General features: G+C 72.5%; 14 protein-coding genes and 1 tRNA gene. 10 read left to right on the forward strand and 5 right to left on the reverse strand.

Features of this window, described 5'->3' with window-relative positions; translation table 11 throughout:
* Position 1: 1 nt before the first annotated feature.
* The 7 genes from HCT63_RS02505 to HCT63_RS02535 all read left to right on the forward strand — a co-directional run bounded on the left by HCT63_RS02505 (position 2) and on the right by HCT63_RS02535 (position 8,738).
* Positions 2 to 514, forward strand: coding sequence for a GNAT family N-acetyltransferase (locus HCT63_RS02505; protein WP_208322230.1), 513 nt, complete (start codon positions 2 to 4; stop codon positions 512 to 514).
* 33 nt (positions 515 to 547) lie between these two features.
* The gene (locus HCT63_RS02510; RefSeq protein ID WP_167001176.1) at positions 548 to 3,166 is read left to right on the forward strand and encodes a LuxR family transcriptional regulator; all 2,619 of its coding nucleotides are present in this window, start codon (positions 548 to 550) and stop codon (positions 3,164 to 3,166) included.
* Positions 3,167 to 3,215: 49 nt separating this feature from the next.
* The gene (locus HCT63_RS02515) at positions 3,216 to 4,619 is read left to right on the forward strand and encodes an FAD-binding oxidoreductase (protein WP_167001178.1); all 1,404 of its coding nucleotides are present in this window, start codon (positions 3,216 to 3,218) and stop codon (positions 4,617 to 4,619) included.
* Positions 4,620 to 4,643: 24 nt separating this feature from the next.
* Positions 4,644 to 5,201, forward strand: coding sequence for a DUF1707 domain-containing protein (locus HCT63_RS02520; protein WP_167001180.1), 558 nt, complete (start codon positions 4,644 to 4,646; stop codon positions 5,199 to 5,201).
* A gap of 95 nt (positions 5,202 to 5,296) precedes the next feature.
* Positions 5,297 to 6,016, forward strand: a complete 720-nt coding sequence (locus HCT63_RS02525; RefSeq protein WP_208322231.1) for a hypothetical protein — start codon at positions 5,297 to 5,299, stop codon at positions 6,014 to 6,016.
* Positions 6,017 to 6,099: 83 nt separating this feature from the next.
* Entirely contained in the window at positions 6,100 to 8,082 is a 1,983-nt protein-coding gene (locus HCT63_RS02530) for a histidine kinase (protein ID WP_167001182.1), read from the forward strand.
* Positions 8,079 to 8,738: a response regulator transcription factor gene (locus tag HCT63_RS02535; RefSeq protein WP_167001184.1), complete on the forward strand. Its 660-nt coding sequence runs from the start codon at positions 8,079 to 8,081 to the stop codon at positions 8,736 to 8,738. The genes HCT63_RS02530 and HCT63_RS02535 overlap by 4 nt, the downstream gene beginning before the upstream one ends.
* A gap of 17 nt (positions 8,739 to 8,755) precedes the next feature.
* Here HCT63_RS02535 and HCT63_RS02540 read toward each other — a convergent pair whose 3' ends face one another.
* Positions 8,756 to 9,541 carry a glycerophosphodiester phosphodiesterase family protein gene (locus HCT63_RS02540; protein ID WP_167001186.1) on the reverse strand — a complete coding sequence of 262 codons (786 nt, stop codon included), beginning with the start codon at positions 9,539 to 9,541 and terminating at the stop codon, positions 8,756 to 8,758.
* 113 nt (positions 9,542 to 9,654) lie between these two features.
* On the opposite strand from HCT63_RS02540, the gene dinB reads away from it, so the two are divergent.
* Entirely contained in the window at positions 9,655 to 10,845 is a 1,191-nt protein-coding gene (gene dinB, locus HCT63_RS02545; RefSeq protein ID WP_167001188.1) for a DNA polymerase IV, read from the forward strand.
* Between the two features lie 66 nt (positions 10,846 to 10,911).
* Here dinB and HCT63_RS02550 read toward each other — a convergent pair whose 3' ends face one another.
* A complete protein-coding gene (locus HCT63_RS02550) occupies positions 10,912 to 12,711 on the reverse strand; it encodes an alkyl sulfatase dimerization domain-containing protein (protein ID WP_167001190.1) in 1,800 nt (599 codons plus the stop codon).
* Positions 12,712 to 12,834: 123 nt separating this feature from the next.
* Between HCT63_RS02550 and HCT63_RS02555 the strand changes: the two genes are divergently transcribed.
* Complete coding sequence (locus HCT63_RS02555) at positions 12,835 to 15,585, forward strand: LuxR family transcriptional regulator (RefSeq protein ID WP_167001192.1); 2,751 nt, start codon at positions 12,835 to 12,837, stop codon at positions 15,583 to 15,585.
* A 101-nt stretch (positions 15,586 to 15,686) separates the two neighbouring features.
* Positions 15,687 to 17,411: a hypothetical protein gene (locus HCT63_RS02560; RefSeq protein ID WP_167001194.1), complete on the forward strand. Its 1,725-nt coding sequence runs from the start codon at positions 15,687 to 15,689 to the stop codon at positions 17,409 to 17,411.
* A gap of 34 nt (positions 17,412 to 17,445) precedes the next feature.
* Here HCT63_RS02560 and HCT63_RS02565 read toward each other — a convergent pair whose 3' ends face one another.
* The 3 genes from HCT63_RS02565 to HCT63_RS02575 all read right to left on the reverse strand — a co-directional run bounded on the left by HCT63_RS02565 (position 17,446) and on the right by HCT63_RS02575 (position 19,060).
* Positions 17,446 to 17,835, reverse strand: coding sequence for a type II toxin-antitoxin system VapC family toxin (locus HCT63_RS02565; protein ID WP_167002253.1), 390 nt, complete (start codon positions 17,833 to 17,835; stop codon positions 17,446 to 17,448).
* A gap of 187 nt (positions 17,836 to 18,022) precedes the next feature.
* A tRNA-Pro gene (locus HCT63_RS02570) sits at positions 18,023 to 18,096 on the reverse strand.
* A gap of 49 nt (positions 18,097 to 18,145) precedes the next feature.
* Complete coding sequence (locus tag HCT63_RS02575; RefSeq protein ID WP_167001196.1) at positions 18,146 to 19,060, reverse strand: metallophosphoesterase; 915 nt, start codon at positions 19,058 to 19,060, stop codon at positions 18,146 to 18,148.
* Positions 19,061 to 19,115: the final 55 nt, after the last annotated feature.

The raw sequence follows: 19,115 nt of genomic DNA on the forward strand, positions 1-19,115 counted from the left end.
CGTGGCACCCCTCGTCCGCGAGCGGCGTCCCGAGGACGTCCCGACCCTGGTCGCCGTCCTCGCGGAGGTCCACGAGCACGACCGATATCCGATCGTCGGCACCCACGTCGAGCCCGGCTGGCTGACCGAGCCGGACGGCCCGGCGTGGGTCGCGGAGGTCGACGACGAGGTCGTGGGCCAGGCGGCGCTGACGACCGGCGCCGATGCGGTGTCCCGTACGGCGCTGGGCGGGCCGGGCGTCGACGCCGTCACGTTGTCCCGGTTCTTCGTCGCGCCCCGGTCGCGCGGGACGGGCGCGGCCGCCGCACTGCTCGACACTGTCGAGACGTACGCCGGGGGCCGCAGCCTCGGGCTCGCGCTCGAGGTCGTCGCCCACAACGAGGCGGCCCGCAGGCTGTACGAGCGCCGGGGCTGGTCTCCGCTCGGGTCGTACGAGGTGCGCTGGTTCGGCGCGGACGGCCCGGCGTACGAGGCATATCGGTTCGTCCTGCCGGTGCGGGCCGCAAACTTCTAGGGCGCGGCGCTCGGCCTGAGCGAGACTGGGTCGATGCGACTGCTGGAGCGCGGCAGCGCCTTGGCCGAGCTGCAGACGGCGTACGAGGATCTGCGGCACGGGCACGGGAGCGTTGTCCTCGTCCAGGGCGAGGCCGGCATCGGCAAGACCAGCCTGGTGCGGTGGTTCCTCGCCGAGACGGTCGACCCCGCGCGTAAGGCATCCGGCACGGCCCCCGCTCGTACGCCGCGGCGTGACGTCCGCCTGCTCGTCGGCTCGTCCGACGACCTGGTCGTCCCCCGCCCGCTCGGTGCGGTCCTGGAGCTCGCCGAGGCGGAGCCCGACCTCGCCGACGCGCTGGCCGTCGGCGCCGACGCCCCCACCGCCGTCCTCGCGGCGGCGCGCGAGGAACCGACCGTGTGCGTGCTCGAAGACGTGCACTGGGCCGACGAGGCGACGCTCGACGTCATCACCGTCCTCGCGCGTCGGATCGAGGAGCTCCCGCTGCTCCTGCTGCTCACGTTCCGCGACGACGAGGTCGCGGCGGACCATCCGCTGCGTCGATCCCTGGCGGCGATCCCTTCGTCGCGCGCGCACCGCGTCGTCCTCGCGCCGCTGACGGTGGAGGCCGTCGGACAGCTGACGGGGGCGCAGTCCGACGCCGGCGCGGTGCACGCCCTCACCGGCGGGAATCCGTTCTTCGTCACCGAGGTGGTCTCGGGCGGGACGGGCCGCGTCCCTGCCAGCGTCCGCGACGCCGTCCTCGGCCGGTTCGCCCGCCTCTCGGAGGCCGGCCGCGCTTCCGCTGAGCTGGTCAGCGTCGTCCCAGGTCGGACGGAGGGGTGGCTGGTCGAGGCCTGCCTCGGGGACCGCGCCGACGTCGCCGACGGCGAGCGCCACGGTCTCCTGGTCGTCGACGGCGCCTCCGTGCGCTACCAGCACGAGCTCGCACGGTGGGCCGTCGAGGCGGAGCTGGCCGGCCAGCGCCGCCGCGACCTCAACCGCCTCGTGCTGCACGAGCTGGCCGCGCGTGGCGCCTCCGACGCCCGGCTCGCGCACCACGCCTGGATCGCCGGCGACGCGGACGCGGTCCTGCGTCACGGGCTCGCGGCGGGCCAGCGAGCCGCGCGCGCCCGGTCCCACCGGGAGTCCGTGGAGCTGCTCGCCCGCGCCCTGGAGCACGGACACCTCCTTCCTCCGCGGGCCCGCGCCGACGCGCTCGACCTGCTCTCGTTCGAGGCCTATACTGCCGGTCGGGCCGAGCACGCGGTCAGCGCGCGCGAGGAGGCCGCCCGCGTACGGGAGAAGCTCGGTGACCCGCTCCGCTCGTCGGACACCCTGCGGTGGCTCTCGCGGATCCGTTGGTGGGCCGGAGACCGGCCGGGAGCCGAACGGGCGGGTCGCGAGGCGATGGACGTGCTCGACGGCCTGCCCGACTCCCGCGAGCACACCAAAGCCCTCAACAACCTCTCCCAGCTCGCGATGCTGGCCCAGCGGGACGAGGACGCCATCGCGTACGGCGAGCGCGCGCTCGCGATCGGGTCCGCGCACGACGACCGCGAGGTCGTGGCCACCGCGCGGATCAACATCGGCACGACGCTCGGTCGCGTCGACCTCGAGGGTGGGATCGACATGCTCCGGCAGGCGGCCCGCGACGCCGCCGAGCTCGGGATGTACGAGGAGACCTGCCGGGCGCTGGTGAACGTCGCCTGGAACCTGAAGGACGAGCGGCTGTACGCCCGGGCGAGCGCGATCATCGACGAGGCCCTCGTGGTCGCCCGGACGAACGAGCTCTCCAACTTCTCGGACTACCTGTACGCGATGCGCGCGCTGGTCGATCTGGCCACCGGTGCGTGGGACGACGCCGACGCCGACGTCGCCCGTGTCGAGACCGCACTGGTGCCCTCGCTCGAGGCGGAGGCGCTGCTCGCCATCCGGCGCGGCGAGCCGCAGGCGGAGGCGCTTCTGGACCGCGCCTGGGCCCGTGCGACCACCTCGGCGGAGCTCCAGCGGCTGCGGCCGATCGCGTGCGCCCGTGCGGAAGCGGCGTGGCTGGCTGGAGACCACCAGCGGGTCGACGAGGCGACCGCGACGACGTACCCGCTCGCCCTCGAGGTCGGGACGCCGTGGGACGTGGGCGAGCTCGCCGTCTGGCGCTTCCGCTCCGGCCTCCTCGAGCGCGCTCCTGAGGAGTGCGCGACGCCGTTCCGGCTCGAGATCGACGGCGACCTGCGGGGAGCCGCGCGGGCGTGGAAGGAGCTGGGAGAGCCCTACTCGGCTGCGCTCGCGGTCCTGGCCTCCGACGACGTCGACGCGGTCCGCGATGCGGCGTCCGTGCTGGACCGGCTCGGTGCCGTCACCGGACTGCGGGTCGCTCGGACCCGGCTGCGCGACCTCGGGGTCGCCTCGGCGCCGCGAGGCAGGCGGGCGAGCACCCGGAGCAACCCGTCAGGGCTCACCGACCGCCAGCTCGAGGTCCTGTCGCTCCTCGTCGCCGGGGCGTCCAACTCCGTGATCGCCGAAAGACTCGTCGTGTCGCCCAAGACGGTGGAGCACCACGTCAGTGCCGTCCTGGCCAAGCTCGGCGTGGCGAGCCGGCGCGAGGCGGCCGAACAGGGCCGTCTCCTGGGCGTCGCCGACCACGAACGTGGGGGGACCGGGCGGCAAACGTAGGTGGTCCGCCCCGACGCCGCCGCCCGCCGATCTTCCTAGCGTCGTCTCCATGACCACTACCACCGCACCACAGCACAGCGAACGGATCGACGTCCCCGGGTTCCGGGGCGAGCTCATCGAGCCCGGGGACGCCGCGTACGACGACGCCCGCGCCGTCTACAACGGGAGCATCGACCGCCACCCGCGCCTGATCGCGCGCGCCACGGACGTGGCCGACGTCATCGCCGCCGTCCAGACCGCACGCGAGCTCGGCCTTCCCGTCGCCGTACGGGGAGGCGGGCACAACGCCGGCGGGCTCGGCGTAGGCGACGACGCCTTCGTCGTCGATCTGTCGCGGATGCGCGCGGTCCACGTGGATCCGTCCGAACGGGTCGTCCGCGTCGAGGGCGGGGCCACCTGGGGCGACGTCGATCACGCGACGCACCCCTTCGGCCTCGCCGTGCCCAGCGGGATCATCTCCACCACGGGCGTCGGCGGACTCACGCTCGGCGGCGGGATCGGCTACCTGGCCCGTGAGTTCGGACTCACGATCGACAGCCTCCTGTCCGCCGACGTCGTCCTCGCCGACGGAACCTTCGTGACCGCCGACGCCGACCGGCACCCCGACCTGTTCTGGGCGCTGCGCGGAGGTGGCGGCAACTTCGGTGCGGTCACTTCCTTCACGTTCCGTGCCCACCCCGTCGGCGACATCGTCGGCGGGCCGATGTTCTTCTCGCTCGACCGCGTGGCCGAGGTGATGCGGGCGTGGGACGACTACCTCGAGGACGCACCTGACGACGTCACCTGCTGGTTCGGGTTCGTGACCGTACCGGCCGTCGACCCGTTCCCGGCTGCGCTCCAGGGGCAGGTCGTCGCGGCCCTGGTGTGGTGCATCAACGCACCGGCCGACCGCGTCGAGAAGGCGCTCGCACCCTTCCGGGCCATGGGGCCCGTGATGGACGGGGTCGGCCCGATGCCGTACCCCGCGCTGCAGAGCGCGTTCGACGCGCTCTATCCCTCGGGTGACCAGTGGTACTGGCGCGCTGACTTCGTCGACGACCTCGGTGACGACGCGATCGACGTGCACGTCACGCACGGGCCCACCCTCCCGACGCCGAAGTCGTCGATGCACCTGTATCCGATCAACGGCGCTGCCGGCAGGGTCGGACGTCACGACACCGCCTTCAGCCACCGGCAGGCGAAGTATGCCCAGGTGATCGTGGGCGTCGACCCCTCGCCGGAGGGGTTCGAGGAGGTTCGGACGTGGACCCGCGGCTACCACGACGCGCTCCACCCGCACTCCGCCGGCGGCGCGTACGTCAACATGCTGCAGGACGACGAGGGGCCCGACCGGGTGCGGGAGAGCTATCGCGACAACTTCGACCGGCTCATCGCGGTGAAGGACCGGTACGACCCGGGCAACGTGTTCTGCCTCAACAAGAACGTGCCACCGAGCACGGGGAGCAGTGCCTGACCGGGAGTGTGGAACGATCGGACGGTGAGTTCGCTCGATCCGTCCCAGGTCTGGACCCGGTTCACCCGCGATCCTCGTGACCCGTCCGCGACAGCGCTGCGCGCCGGCGACGCCGACCGCGCCGTGCTCGCGGACGTGCTGGGCGAGGCGTTCTCGGACGGGCGGCTCGATCGTCTGGAGTACGACGAGCGCAGCGACGCCGCCGTACGGGTCCGGACGTACGGCGAGTTCCTGCCGCTGCTGCAGGATCTCGTCCCGACCAGCGGTGCGGCCGCTCCTCCCGTACGCCGTGCGCCCGCGGGCGACCTCGAGCGGCGCGCCGTCGCCGCGTACGAGCGCAAGCGCCGCGACGCGTGGGTCGAGGCCGTCACGATCACGCTGATCTGCGTCGGCATCTGGGGTGCGATCAGCCTGGCCGGCGGGTGGAACCCGCACTTCCCGTGGCCGCTGATCGTGGCCGCGGTGACGTTCGCCGACGCGATCGACAAGACGTTCAGCCGTGACAAGTACCTCGGCAAGGAGCGCGAGAAGCTCGAGAAGCGCGACCGCAAGGAGCAGCGCAAGCAGCTGCCCGAGTCCTGACCGATCTCCCGACAGGTCGGGACACCGGCCTCTGGGGCCCGGGACGTCAGGACGGCGACAGTGCTCTGGTCATCAACGACCAGAAGGGCACTGACATGAAGGATCCGACATCGATGGGCGAGGTCTTCCTCGCCGACCCGCCGGCACGAGCCGAGCACGTCGCGGCGCCGGCCCGTACGCGGGGCTGGGCGGTCACTGGCATCATCGCGGCCCTCCTCGGCCTCGTGACGATCGTGGTTTCGCTCGGGCTGTGGGACCCGGACCTCGACTACTCCGATCCCACCGCGATCGCGGGTCGTCTCCGCGAGGCCCAGGCGCAGCTGATCGTCATGCACGTCGCGATGGTGACCGGCATGATCGCGCTCGTCGTCTTCGCGCTCGGCCTGGCCCGTCGGCTCAACGCCACGCTGCCGGTCGGGAGCCTCCTCGGGGGCGTCGCCGCCGCGGGCATCGGCCTGACCGCCGTCGCGAACCTGCTCGGATCCGGTCTGGACACCGAGTTCCTCTTCGCCGCAGACGTCGTCGAGAAGGACGTGCCGGAGACCATCGCGTTCTACAACCACTGGATCGCGACGATCCCGTGGCTGTGGGTCGGCGCCGGACTCACGGGCGTCGTGCTCGCGATCGCCGCGCTCAAGCACAAGGCCGCCCCGCGCTGGATCGGCATCGTCGGCCTGACCCTCGGTGGGCTCACGCTCCTGCTCGGCATCTCGCCGCTCCAGTACATGGCCGGCTTCCTCGGGCCGATCTGGCTGCTCGTCACCGCGATCGGGTTCACCGTCGGCGACAAGGCGTACCGGAACGCCGCAGCATGACCTGGACGGCGGGGCAGCACGGGGGAACGAGCTCGCGTAAAGCAGCAACGGGGGTGGGCTCGTTCCCCTATCGTCGGGAGATCATGAGCGATCTCGTGGCGCCCGCCGCCCTGCCGGACCCCGCTCCGACACCCGCAGACGGTGCCCCGCGGACCGCCCGCGTGGTGGTCCTCGCGGCGTGGATGCTCGGCATCAGCGCGATCGTCGTCTATGCGCTCACCACCCCGAGGATCGGGGCAGACTCGCTGTTCCTCTTCGTCGACGCCAGCGTCGCGCTCGTGTACGGAGCGGTCGCGGGGGTGCTGCTGACGCGGCGGCAGCACCCGGTCGCCTGGCTCTTGGCGGTGGCCGCGATCGGTGGCGGCATGGCGGCCTTCGGTGGCGCCTACCGTGGCGCGGAGGCGGTGTGGGGGTGGCCTCAGGTCAGTGCCGTCGAGTCGTGGTTCAGCTGGGCGTGGGTCCCGGGCACGATCGCGCTCTTCATCGTCGTGCCGTGGCTGATGCGCGACCGCGCGCTCGGGCCGTGGTCGCGGGTCGGCCTCGCGCTAGGTGTCGTCACCACCCTGGCGCTGACGGTGGAGCGGATGGTGTTCCCGATGTCCGACCCGCGGGTGCTGCTCGGCGTGGTGGTCGTCCTCGGACTGATCACCGCCGCAGCGGTCGCCTGGCGGGCCCGGCATGAGCCCGTCGTCCGCGACCGGGTCGCGCTCGGCTGGCTCACCCTCGGCGTCGCGGTGATGGCGCTCTCGTTCGTGCCGCTGCTCTGGTACGCGATCCCGCCGTGGACGATGGCCGTCCTGCACCTGGTGTGCCAGGTGCTGTTCTCGGGCGCGATCCTCGTCGTGGTCCTGCGCCAGCAGCTGTGGGGCATCGACCTCGCGGTGAGCCGCGCGCTGGTCGCCGGCATCCTCGCCGTGCTGCTCGTCGGCGCGTACGTCGTCGCGGTGCTCGGCGTGCAGGAGGCGGTCGGTGACACCCAGACCAGTCAGGTCGCGGCCGCGGTCGTGGTCGTGCTGGCGGCGCCGTTCCTGCGCCAGTGGGCGGGCCGCCGGGTCGGCTCGCTCGTCTACGGCGAGGCGCTGGAGCCGCACCGCGCGGTGAGCGCGATGGGCGCGGGCTTCGCCAGCGACGACGAGCGTGCACTGCTCGACGTGCTGGTCGCGCAGCTCGCCTCGTCGATGCGGCTGCAGTCGGTGGCGCTGACGAGCGGTGGCGCGACGGTGGCCTCGTACGGGGTCCCGTCGTCCAACGTGCTCGAGCTCCCGGTGGTCCACCGCGGTCAGGAGATCGGGGTCCTGGTTGTGACCGCTCCCCCTGGGGAGTGGCTCGGAGCCCGTACGGTCAAGGCCGTCGAGGACCTCAGCGACCTCCTCGCCGCGGGCCTCGCGCTGACCCTCGCGCTACGCGAGGCCGATGCGGCGCGTGAGCGGCTCACCAACGCGCGGCTCCAAGAGCGCAAAGTCATCCGCCGCGAGCTCCACGACGGGCTCGGCCCGTGGCTCGCGGGGCTGCGGCTCGGCATGCAGGGTGTCCGCAACGCGGTCCGCCCGGATCCAGACCTCGCCGAGTCGCTGCTCGACAGCCTCAGCGGCGAGCTCGACCAGCGCATCGCCGACGTCCGTACGCTCTCCCACAGCCTCCTCCCGCCGGCGATCGAGCAGCTCGGGCTCGCGGCGGCGCTGCAGGAGCTGGCGGCGCGCTGGGAGCAGACCGGCATGCGCGTACGACTGCGGTGTGCGCCGTTGCCCGCGCTCGCTGCCCCAGTGGCCGCCGCCGCGTACGCGATCGTGAGCGAGTCGGTGACCAACGCGACCAAGCACAGCGGGGTGGACACCTGCGCGGTCACCGTCGAGGTCGACCACGGGGTGCTTCGCGTCGAGTGCACCGACGACGGGGCCGGCCTCGCGCCCGGAGCACGCGAAGGCGTTGGCCTCCGTGCGATGGTCGAGCGGGCCAGCGAGCTCGGCGGCGAGGTCGTCGTCGGCACCCATGGGACGCGCGGCACGCGGGTGAGCGCGCTGATCCCGCTGGAGCCCGCCGGGGTGACGGCCGGAGGTGTCGCATGAGCACACCGATCCGCGTCGTGGTCGTCGACGACCACCCGGTGTTCCGGATGGGGATGGCCGGGCTGCTCCGCTCGCTCGACGGGCTCGACCTCGTCGGGCAGGCCGACGGGCCGGCGCAGGCACGCGAGGTGATCGACGCCGAGGTCGATGTCGTCCTCATGGACCTCGATCTCGCCGGGGAGTCGGGCGTCGTGCTCACCCGCGAGCTCCTCGCGACATACCCGGACCTCAAGATCCTCGTCGTCACCATGCACGAGGACGACGTCTCCGTCCTGGCCGCGATGCGTGCGGGCGCGCGGGGCTATCTGCTGAAGTCGGCGGCGCCCGAGCAGCTCGAGAGGGCCGTACGCTCGGTGGCGCTCGGCGACCTCATCATGGGCCAAGGTGTCGCCGAGCGTGCCCTGTCGTACGTGGCGTCCACCCCGGGCGGGGCCTCAGGTGGTCCGAGGCCGTTCCCCGAGCTGACCGACCGCGAGCTCGAGGTGCTCGACCTCGTCGCGCGCGGCATGGGCAACGCAGCGATCGCGCGGGCGCTGACGCTCAGCGAGAAGACGGTGCGCAACCACGTCTCCCACCTGCTCACGAAGCTCGGCGTGCGCGATCGCGCCGGTGCGGTGGCGGCGGCACGCGACGCGGGGCTCGGCGCCGGGGTCTGACGCCACGGCCTGGCCCCTCACGCGGACGCCTCGACCTGGGCGGCGCGGCGAAGGACGGCGAGCGCGCGGCTGGGACGGTCGGTGATGATCCCCTCGACGCCGGCGTCGGCCGCGCGGCGGATCGCGGCGCGGGAGTTCGCGGTCCACACGTACGTCTCGAGCCCGGCGAGCTGGGCGCGGCGCACGTATGCGGAGGTGACCGCGCCGTGCCACGGGTTCACCGCCGACACCCACGCCTCGAGCGCGGGGTTGCGCGGGGTGTGGCGGACGAGCAGGCCGCGCGGCACGGTGGGCATCAGCCGCCCGAACGCCCGGAGTGCCTCGGCATCGAAACTCTGCACCGTCACCGCGACACCGGGCGAGAAGCAGCGCAGCACCTCGGCGACCTGGGCGACGAGGTGGGGCTGCGAGCCGGGGTTCTTGATCTCGAGGAGCAGCCCCACCCCGCTCGCCCGCAGGGTGTCGAGGACCTGCTCCAGGGTGGGCACGGGTTCGCCGGCGTGCGCGGGCCCGAACCAGGATCCGGCGTCCAGGCGCCGGACCTCGTCGTAGGTCAAGGACGGGACGGGGTCGTTCGCGCGGCGCGGGAGGTGTCGGGCGACGTCGGTGGTGCGCGCGAGCGTCGCGTCGTGGACGATGACGGGCACCCCGTCGCGTGTGGACTGCACGTCGACCTCGACGGCATCGGCGCCCTTCGTGACCGCTGCGGCGACCGCGGCGAGCGTGTTCTCCGGCGCAACTGCGCTGGCGCCCCGGTGCGCGACGACCCGTGGCCGGCGCATCGTGGTGATCGGCTCGTTCATGCGGCGAGCGTCGCGACCGATGGTGGAGCGGAGGCGAGGGCCAGGTGGACGCGAGGTGAAGGCTCGCTGAGTTCTGTTTCCGCCGCCTGGAGATGTATGCGAACATATGTTCGATGAACGGAGAGGCGACGATCCTGCACGCTGATCTCGACTCGTTCTTCGCGTCGGTCGAGCAGCGCGACGACCCGTCGCTGCGCGGGCGCCCGGTGCTGGTCGGGGGTGGGGTGGTCGTCGCGGCCAGCTACGAGGCCAAGGCGTACGGGGTCCGGACTCCGATGGGGATCGTCGAGGCCAAGGCGTTGTGCCCCGGAGCGGTCGTCGCGTCGCCGCGCTTCGAGGCGTACACGGCGGCGAGCAAGGCCGTCTTCGAGGTCTTCCGCGACACGACGCCGCTGGTCGACCCGATCTCGATCGACGAGGCGTTCATGGAGGTCGGCGGGCTGGCGCGCCTCGTCGGATCGCCCGAGGCGATCGCCGCGCGCCTGCGTGAGCGGGTGCGCGACGAGGTCGGGCTCCCGATCACGGTGGGCGTCGCGCGGACCAAGTTCCTCGCCAAGATCGCGAGCGCGTACGCCAAGCCGGACGGGCTGCTCGTCGTCCCCGTCGACGGCGAGCGGGCGTTCCTGCACCCGCTGCCGGTCGAGCGGATGTGGGGTGTCGGTGCCAAGACCGGCGCGAAGCTGCGGGCACGTGGCATCGAGCAGATCGGCGACCTCGCGGCGGTGCCTCCGCACGCGCTCGCGGCGTACGTCGGGCGCGCCGCGGCCTACCACCTCCACGCCCTCGCCAACGGGCAGGACCCGCGACGCGTCGAGACCGGACGACGCCGTCGTTCGGTGGGGGCGCAGCGGGCGCTCGGCCGGCGACCCAAGGACATGGCCGAGATCGACGCGTCGCTCGCCGGTCTCGTCGATCGTGTCACGCGCCGGATGCGCAAGGCTGAGCGTGAGGGCCGTACGGTCACGCTGCGCCTGCGCTTCGACGACTTCACCCGCGCGACGCGCTCGCACACGCTGCCGCGTCCGACCGCCCGTACCGACCGGGTCCTCCTCGTCGCGCGCTCGCTCCTCGACGTCGCCGCGCCGATGATCGCCGAACGTGGCTGCACGCTGGTCGGCGTCGCGGTGAGCGGTTTCGACACGTACGAGGGCGTCCAGCTCGAGCTGCCCTTCGGCGAGCCGGGCTCCGCGTCGCTCGACCTCGCGCTCGACGACGTACGAGAGCGGTTCGGGTCCGACGCCGTGCTGCGCGCCTCGCTTGTGAAGCGCGGCCAGGGCTTCGCGATGCCCACCCTCCCCGACTAACCCCCGGGTCACTCTCGCCCGCTCTCGGGTCACTCTCCGCCCGCTCCCGGGTCACTTTCCGCGGGCTCAGGGCTCGACGACGTGGAACATGGGATCGGGCTCGTCGGTCAACGCGAGCAGCGTCGTGAGCACCGAGGCGTCGCCCTCCACGTCGATGCCGTCGAGCGACGCTGATCCGAGCAGGCCGAGGAGCTGCGCCTTCGTCAGCCGTACGGTGACGTCCGCGCTGTCGTCGCGCCGCGTCGGGAAGTGGACGAGCGCGCCGTTCGACAGCTCCATCCGGTACGTCTCGCCGCTGTCGGTGAGCTCCCACCGGATGCTGGCGGTGGTCCCGGCCGCCTTCGTGCCGTCGAGCCGGATCGCGATCGTGTCGAACAGCTGCGTGACCGTGAGCGCACTGACCATACCCGCCGACGACACGAAGCCGGCCGGGTGGCCACCACGCAGCTCGTGAGCTCCGGTCAGGAAGCAGTTGCGCCAGGTCGCGTTCTCGGCGCCGAGCCCCAGGCGCTCGAGCACGTTGGCCAGCGCCTCACGCGCCGGCGCGTTCGTCGGGTCCGCGAAGACGGCGTGGCTGCCCAGCTCCGCGGCGAAGCGCAGGTCCCCGGCGTCGGCGTACCGGTCGACGGCCTCCACGACCTTGTCGACACCGCCGAGCAGCTCGACGTAGCGCGCCGCCTGCACCTCAGGCGGGTGCTGCCACAGGTGAGCCGGGTTGCCGTCGTACCAGCCCAGGTAGCGCTGGAAGATCGCCTTCACGTTGTGGCTGAGCGAGCCGTAGTAGCCGCGTGTGCTCCAAGCGTCCTTCAGCGACGCCGGCATCGGGAGCATCTCCGCGATCTCCGCCCCCACGTACCCCTGGTTCATCAGCCGCAGAGTCTGGTCGTGCATGTACGCGTAGAGGTCGCGCTGGTCGGTGAGGAAGTCGATGATCGCGTCCGACCCCCAGGTCGGCCAGTGGTGCGACGAGAAGACGACGTCGGCATCGTGGGCGAACAGCTCGACCGCCTCGGCGAGGTAGCGCGACCAGATCCGCGAGTCCCGCACCTGTGCGCCGCGCAGCGTCAGGAGGTTGTGCATGACGTGCGTGGCGTTCTCCGCCATGCAGAGCACCCGGTGGTCGGGGAAGAAGAAGTTCATCTCCGCCGGCGACTCGGTGTTCGGTGTCAGCTGGAAGACGAACCGCACCCCGTCGAGCGTCTCCTCCTGGCCGGTACGCGTGATGTCGAGCGTCGGAGGGATCAGACCGATCGTCCCGGCGGACGCGCGCGGCCCGAGGCCGATGCCGACCGAGCCCTCCGGCGTCGCGTCCAGCGGATGGCCGTCGTAGTAGTAGCCGCGCCGGAGCATCGCGACCCCGGCGTAGACGTTCTCCGAAACTGCGTGCTCCAGGAAGTGCTCCGGTGCCACGATCGGCACGTCGGTGTCCGCGTCGACGACCCCGAGCACGCCGCCGAAGTGGTCGATGTGCGCGTGCGTGTAGATCACGGCGGTGACCGGACGGTCGCCACGATGCTCCCGGTAGAGCGCCAAGCCCGCGGCGGCGCACTCCGCGCTGACGAGCGGGTCGATGACGATCACGCCGGTGTCGCCCTCGACGAGCGTCATGTTGGAGATGTCGAAGCCGCGGACCTGGGAGAAGCCGGGCGCCACCTCGTACAGGCCGTGCCGCCCGGTCAGCTTCGCCTGCCGCCACAGGCTCGGATCGACCGTATCGGGCGTCTCGCCTGTGACGAACGCGAGCGCGTCGGCGTCGAAAACGACGTTGCCCGCGGCGTCGGTGATCGTCGCCGGAGAGATCGTGCCCACGAACCCGCGATCGGCGTTGACGAAGTCTGGGTGGTCCTCGGAGTACGTGGTGGCCATAGCCTCACGGTCCGTCGCCTACAGCTCAATCGCATCGCCCGCCGAGGGTGAGGCAGGACGAGCCTGCCGGAGAGCGACCGCCACGGCACGAACGCCGATACCCTGTCGCGCAGGGAGGTCCGCATGCTGATCGGGCGCGACGAGGAGCTCGCGGTCCTCGCGACCACCGTGGCGCACGCCCGTGCCGGCAGGTCGCGGACGACCGTGGTGGCGGGAGCCCCCGGGAGCGGGAAGTCCGCCCTTCTCGAGGCTTCGGTACGGTCCCTCGCGCCGGAGGTCACTCTGCTGCGCGCTGCCGGGCACGTCGCCGAGTCCGACCTCCCGTACGCCGGGCTGCACCAGCTGCTGGCCCCCTTCGCCGCGGAGCTCGCCGGCCACGCCGAGCCTCGGGGACGGGCGCTCGCAGGGGCCGTCGCCTTCGCTCCAGCTGAACCTGTCGAACGACTCCCGGTGGCGAGCGCGCTCGTCTGGTTCCTCTCCGAGCTCGCCGCGGCCCGCGGCCCGGTCGTCGTGGCTGTCGACGACGTCCAGTGGCTCGACTCCTCGACCCGCCAGGCCCTCGTGTTCGCGGCGCGCCGGCTCGACGCCGACCCCGTCACGTTCTGGCTCGGCACCCGCGAGCCCGACGGGCTTCGCGGCGTCGGGACCACGCTGATGCTCGAGCCGCTGTCGCACCAGGAGTCGCTCGCGATGCTCCGTGCCCGCCACGCCGGCATGAGCGCCGTCGTGGCCGAACGCATCGCCGCCGAGACGGGCGGGCTTCCCCTCGCGCTGGCGGAGGTGCCGCTCGACCTGCGGCCCGCGCAGCGCCGCGGACGCGAGCCGCTCCCCGTACGGCTCCCCGTGGGCCCGTCGCTGGAAACCTTGTACGCGCCGCGGATCAAGGCGCTCACCGACGCCGGCCGTTTCGCCGTGCTGCTCGTGGCGCTGGACGACCTCGACACCGCCGCGACGACACGTGCCCTGGCCGCCGCCGGCCTGAGCCGTGACGACCTCGATCTGGGCGAACGCCTCGGGCTCGTCGCCGTACGGGACGAGCGATGGGCTCCCGTCCATCCGAGCCTCGGAGCCGCCGTCCAGGCGTCGGCGACGGTCCGCGAGCTCGAGGACGCGCACCGCATCCTCGCCGAGTGCTTCCGCGACGATCCGGTACGGCACGCCTCCCATCTCCGGCACGTCGCTCACGTTCCCGACAGCCTCGTCGTCGCCGCGCTCGTGGCGGCGGCGGAGCAGGCTGCCCGTCAGGAGGCGCCGGCAGAGGCCGCACTCGCGTGGGAGTCGGCGGCAGCGCGCACGCCGACCGGGCCCGAGCGAAGCCAGCTCACCGCCCGCGCCGCCCAGGCGTACATGCAGGCCAGGGCCGCAGGCCCCGCGATGCGCGTGCTGAGCGAACTCGTCGACGGAGCGCCGGATGATCCGACGCGGGCACGGTGGGCGACGCTGCTCGTGATGGCCACGCTCTGGTCGCAGGAGGACCCACCCGTCGACCTCGACGCGTACGCGCACCTCGGCTTCACCCTCGTACGACGGGCCCCGGACCCAGGCGAGGGCACCGCCGCAGCCGGTCTCGATCTCGTGATGGCGGTGGTGTCGCTCGCGATGGCCTGGGGAGATGTCGGCCGTGCCCGCGGGTACGCCGATCGTCTGCGCGCGGCGGTGACCGACGAGCGGGTCCCCACGCTGCACCGGGCCCTCCTGGACGTCCTCGACCTGATGACCGGGGTCGAGGGCGCAGGCGGCTTCCTGCGCGGTGACTGGCTCGAGACCGTCGTCGCCGACGGCGGCTCCGACCCGACCCTGGCGCTCGGGTTCGCCGGTCTCGCCGTGTCGCACCTGGGCGATCTCGACGGATGCGTCGACGTCGCACGTCGCTGCGAGGAGCTGGCCCGCGTCACCGGTGGCGAGAGTGCGGCGCGGCTGTCGTCGAACGCGATCACCATGATCGTGTGGGAACGGCGCAGTGAGTGGTCCCGTGCGGTCTTGGAGCTGTCCGCTGCGGAGGGGGCGGCGCGCGATCACGACTTCACCGGGCCGTACGCGCACATCCTGCTGCGCCACGCCTACCTCAAGGCGTGCCAGGGGCATCGCGACGAGTGCCTCGCGCTGCTGGCCCGAGGCGCGGAGGTCGTCGAGCGCCAGAGCCCCGCGCTGGCGCACAGCGAGGCGTGCGTCCGAGGGATGCTGCTGCTGTCCACGAGCGACTTCGCCGCTGCGGCGGACGCGCTCGACGAGGCGACGGCGCTGGAGCGCGCGACGGGCGGCGAGAACCTCGCGTACGTCGCCCGCTTCCCCAACCAGTTCGAGGCCTACTGGCACTGCGGACGCGAGGACGAGCTGCTCCCTGACCTGGCCGCGTACGAGGCCCGGGCCCTTCGGGACCAGCACGGGCTGTCCCTCGCGTGGGCGGCGCGCTGTCGGGCCCTTCTCGCCGGCCCCGACGACGTCGACGCGCTTTTCGCGCGCGCGGTCCGGCTGCATGACGGCGCGACCCACGGGTTCGAACGCGCACGCACGCAGTTCTGCTGGGGCCTGCGGTTGCGCCGCATGCGGCGCAAGGCGGACGCGCGCCGGCACCTCGACGCAGCGCTCGGTGAGTTCGTGCGACTCGGAGCGGACGCGTGGACGGCCCGCACCCGGTCGGAGCTGGCGGCGTGCGGGGCGCGTCGGGCACCCCTCACCGACACCGCGTCACCCCTCGCCGAGCTCACGCCCCGCGAGTTCGAGGTGGCACGGGAGGTCGCGGCCGGGTTGTCGAACGCCGACGCCGCGGAGCGTCTGGTGATCTCGCAGCGCACCGTCGAGTACCACCTCGCCAACGTCTTCCGGAAGCTCGCGATCCGCGAACGCGCCGCGCTGCCCGCCTTCTTCGCCTGAGCCCACACTCTGGTGGTCGGCACGGATACGGGCCGGGGTGCGTCGCGCTGAGACTACGAACGACCTGACGTCTCGTCACTCCGTACGAATCGAGCACCCGCATGCGCCGCCTCGTCCTCCTGACCGTCTCCGCCATGCTCGCCAGCACGGCCACCATGACCGGCAGCCCTGCCCGAGCGGCACCGGCCGAGGTCGCGCTCTCCCTCGCCGCCGGCAACGTCGCCTCGGTGGTGATCGGGCAGGACGGGAGACCGTACGGGACCGGCGTGAACCTGTACGGCTCGCTGACCGGCACCGGCGCGCGGACCACCCTGACCCCGATGTCGGGCCTGCCGTCGGGCGTACGAGCGGTCTCGGTCGCCGCGGGGCCGACGTGGTTCTCGCTCGTACGAGGTTCCGACGGGCGGGTGTACGGGACCGGGGAGAACGGCGCGGGGCAGCTCACGGGGTCGGGAGACGTGGCGACGCTGCGTCCGCTGACGGGGATGCCTGCCGGGGTGCGTGCCGTCGACGTCGCCGCAGGCAACGGGTTCACGCTCGTCCTCGGCTCGGACGGCGTGGTGCGGGGAACGGGCGCGAACGTGAGCGGCCAGCTGACCGGGACGGGCAACCGCTCGACCCTCATGCCGCTGGTGGGACTGCCCGCCGGCGTGCGCGCGACGGCGATCTCCGCCGGCGCCCTGCACACGCTCGTGGTCGCGGACAACGGCGTCGTCTACGGGACGGGACTCAATGACCGGTCCCAGCTGACCGGCACCGGCTCCCGACGGACGCTGACGCCGCTGACCGGGTTGCCGGCCGGCAGGGTCCCCGTGGGGGTCGCGGCCGGGTGGCGCCACTCGGTCGTGCTGCTGGACGACGGAAGGCTGTACGGCACAGGCCTCAACGACCTCGGTCAGATCTCCGGTACGGGCGACCGTACGACGTTGATGCTGATGCGGCCGCTCACCACCGGGGTCACCGCCGTGGCGATCAGTGCGGGTGAGAACCACACGGTCGCGATCGGCTCGGACGGCGAGGCGTACGCCGTCGGCAGCAACGCGTGGGGGCAGGTGGGCGGCATCGCGCTTCACCGGGTCTCGTTCGCGAGCATCACCGACCGTGTCACGCCCGAGGTCGTCGGGATCTCCGCGACCAACAGCAGCCACACCCTGGTGCGCACCGCCGACGGCGTGGCGCGGGGTATCGGACGGAACTCGAACAACCAGCTCACCGCGCGCAACCCCAACCTCACGACCGTGGTGGCCCCGCTGGGCGGCCAGCTCCTCCTCGCCACGAGACGACCGACGATCCGTGGCGTGTCTCGGGTCGGAGACGTGCTCACGGTCGACCCCGGCGCCTGGAGTCCCGCCGCGTCGCACTACGCGTACCGGTGGCTGCGTGACGGTGTGGTGATCGCCGGGGCGACGGCGAGAACTCACCGGCTTCTCGCGGCCGACCGCGGCCGGCGGCTCACGGTGGAGGTGATCGCCGCCCAGGGAACGTACGCGCTCGGTCGTGCGCGGTCCGCGCCGTCGGCGAGGGTGCGGTACGGCGTCGCGCCCCGCTACGTGCGGGCACCGAGACCGCGGATCGTCGGCGTCAAGAAGGTCGGCAAGCGCCTGCGGATCGCTCGTCTCGCCCCCTCCGGGTTCGCGCCGGCACCGACCCGCCTGCGCTACCAGTGGTTCCGCGGCGCCAAGAAGATCCGGGGAGCGACGAAGGCGACGTACCGGGTCACGCGCAAGGACCGCGGCAAGCGGCTCAAGGTCCGCATCGTCGCCGTACGGCCGGGTCACCTGAGCGGCAGCCTCGACACACGCCGGGTCAGGATCTCGCGCCGCTGACCTCGCTGAAGCGACGGCGCCGGGATGACCGCGGTCAGGTGATCAGGGTCATCCCGGCATGCTTCGCGGCCCGCTCATCGAGCGTCATCACGCGCGTACAGCCTGCAGCCGCGCTTGCTTCGGTGATGAGCGCGTCGGCAAAGTCCGCGCCTCGGCGCGTACGTCGTAGCGCGGCGCGGACGAGGTCGGGACTCGCCGTGCGGAGCTCTTGTGCGTCCAGGAGGGCCTCGAAGAACTCCAGCCGTCGATCTCGCGCGATGGCGTACGCCCGATCGAGCACCCACCACGTCTCGGTGAGCACGACCAGGCTGACGTATCCGGGCGAGTCCGCGCTCAGGCCGTCGACGACGGCGTCGGCTCGCCCGGCCTGATCCTCGTCGTCGCGAACGGCATACCGGATGACGACGTTCGAATCCAGCCCGATCTCCGATCAGTCACCACGTCCGCGATCGCGGCGTCCATCTCCTCCACGGTGACGGGAGGACCACGTGTGCGCAGTCCGAGGGCGCCCCGGACGGCAGCAGGAATGGCGTTCGACGTTCGCACACGCGCGTCCCGGAAACGACAAGGACCCTCGAGCCTGATGGCTCGAGGGTCCTGCATGTCTGCTGTCGGGGTGACAGGATTTGAACCTGCGGCCTCGTCGTCCCGAACGACGCGCGCTACCAAGCTGCGCCACACCCCGTGGCCCTCGTACGTCGTACGAGCAGAACGTCTCCGCGAGAGTCCCGCGCTCAGTTCCTCGGAGAGTCTACCGGACGCAGTCGGAGCACCGTCGCCTCGGGTCGGCATGCGAAGCGCACCGGCGCGTACGGCGACGTCCCGCACCCCGCGGACACGTGCAGCCACGACGCGTCACGCCCCGCGATCCGGTGCTGGTGAAGGCCTCGCGCCCGTCGGCGGTCGAGGTCGCAGTTGGTGACCAGCGCTCCGAACCCAGGCACCCGCAGCTGTCCACCGTGGGTGTGCCCGGCCAGGATCAGTGGGTATCCCTGGGCGTTGAAGGCGTCGAGCGCGCGCAGGTAGGGGGCGTGGACGACGGCGACGGCGAGATCGGCTGTCCGGTCGGCACGGTCGGGGATCGCGTCGAGGTCGTCGCGGTTCACGTGGGGGTCGTCGAGGCCCGCGAACGCCAGCGACACGCCGCGCATGTCGAGGCGGGCGGTCGCGTTGTTGAGGTCGTGCCACCCCGCCTCCGTGAACGCGGCGCGCATCTTCTCGTACGGGAGGTCCGGCGAGCGGCGCCGCTGACCCGAGGGGCCGAGGAGGTAGCGGGCGGGGTTCTTGACGGTCGGCGAGTAGTAGTCGTTCGAGCCGAAGACGAAGACTCCGGGCACGTCGAGCAGGTCGTGGTAGGCGTCGAGGAGCGCGGGCAGCGTGTCGAGGTGCGCAAGGTTGTCGCCGGTGTTCACGACGAGGTCAGGCTCGTACTCGGCGAGGCTGCGCAGCCAGCGCTGCTTGCGTGCCTGGCCCGGCGTCATGTGGACGTCGGAGATCTGCAGGACCGTGATCGGGTGGGCGCCCGCGGGGAGCACCGGGAGGTCGTGCTCGCGGACGACGAACGCGTTGCGCTCGTACAGCGCCCCGTACGCCACCGCCCCCGCACCGGCGGTCGCTGTCGCGATGAAGGCTTTCGACACGGTGTGCACGCAGCAAGGGTGCCACACCGCTGGTGGGGAATCCGTGTGCTCGCGAGCCGAAGGC

Origin of the sequence: Mumia sp. ZJ430, from assembly GCF_011751845.1 — a bacterium.
Classification (GTDB): Bacteria; Actinomycetota; Actinomycetes; order Propionibacteriales; family Nocardioidaceae; genus Mumia.